Annotated in this window: 2 protein-coding genes; one reads left to right on the forward strand and one right to left on the reverse strand. The window is 39.0% G+C overall.

All coding sequences use genetic code 11. From position 1 onward, the window contains the following. Nucleotides 1-176 precede the first annotated feature (176 nt). Nucleotides 177-623 carry a DUF1801 domain-containing protein gene (locus G9U52_RS38725; RefSeq protein ID WP_166158769.1) on the reverse strand — a complete coding sequence of 149 codons (447 nt, stop codon included), beginning with the start codon at nt 621-623 and terminating at the stop codon, nt 177-179. Between the two features lie 196 nt (nt 624-819). Here G9U52_RS38725 and G9U52_RS40670 point away from each other — a divergent pair. Beyond that, a partial coding sequence (locus tag G9U52_RS40670; protein ID WP_243767814.1) for a DUF2243 domain-containing protein occupies nt 820-1,181 on the forward strand: 362 nt, incomplete at its 3' end.

A 1,181-nucleotide genomic window follows, 5' to 3' on the forward strand; every position in this document is an offset into this window, starting at 1 on the left:
AAGGAAAGAGCGAGACATCTATAAATTGGCCAGCTGATCGGCACAGCGCACTAAGGATGATATTAGCGTTGGAGCGTTAAACAAACGGCTACGATAGCGTGATAAAGACATAGGAGCAGGCCGCGGTGGTCTGCTCCTGTTGTTGAACAGTTTACTTTGAATGGTATCTTTTACCTCTAATCAGATTCTGTACTTGCCGCTTCGTAATTCGGATATTTCTCTTTTAGATACCTTACTGATTGGTTTATTAACGCTCCTAATACATCGACATTAATATCTGCTACCTTATTGATATAGACACACGCTTTTGCTGCCGTATATTTTCCGAAATCTTTTAGCAATGCCTCTCGATCTGTTTCACCTGTCGCAAAATACAAACTGATCTTAGCTTTACGAGGTGAAAAACCAACCAGTGGAGCATCGCCTTCGTGACCAGATTCGTATTTATAATGATAGGTTCCAAATCCGATAATACTTGGCCCCCACATCTTCGCTGGATAACCAGTAGCTTCGGTAAATATATGTAACAACTTGTATGCATCTTCACGTTTCTTAAGATTTTCGATATTTTCAATAAATTCAATGACACTGTTGTCGGTTTCTTTTGTTTTCTGTTCATACATGTATACAATCTCCCGCTTCCTTTAAATATATTGATGTAGCAGAATCCTGCTACTTCATTAGATACGCTTCTTAATATTCTTTCTATCTTTAATATACCGCTTTCATCACATAATAATCGAAAAATATTGGTTAAAATATAATAAAGTCGGGCAAAATTTTAGGAGGAGTTGTGAAAATTATGGAAGGTGGTACTTGATGGATACAAGTAAATCTCTCTCTGGATATTCCGGCCGCAATCTATGGTCGGGTTTTTTGTTTGGCCTTGGTTTAGTGGGCTTTATAGATGAAACCATATTTCATCAACTTTTGCATTGGCATCATTTCTACGATAAATCTACATCTGATATTGGGCTGGTTTCTGATGGTTTTTTTCACGCTTTTAGTTGGTTTGCGACGATAGGAGCATTGTTTATGTTTGCCGATCTTCGGCGACGAAAAGCACTATTGCTAAAAAGGTGGTGGGGAGCTCTGTTGCTCGGTGCTGGAGCATTCCAGTTATACGATGGAACCATCCAACACAAGTTAATGCGCCTACACCAAATTAGGTATGTAGATGA

This window comes from Paenibacillus agricola, from assembly GCF_011440305.1.
GTDB lineage: Bacteria > Bacillota > Bacilli > Paenibacillales > NBRC-103111 > Paenibacillus_S > Paenibacillus_S agricola.

Coding starts and splice junctions, on each gene's coding strand:
- G9U52_RS38725 (WP_166158769.1), bottom strand. CDS start 623: ATGTATGAACAGAAAACAAAAGAAACCGACAACAGTGTCATTGAATTT.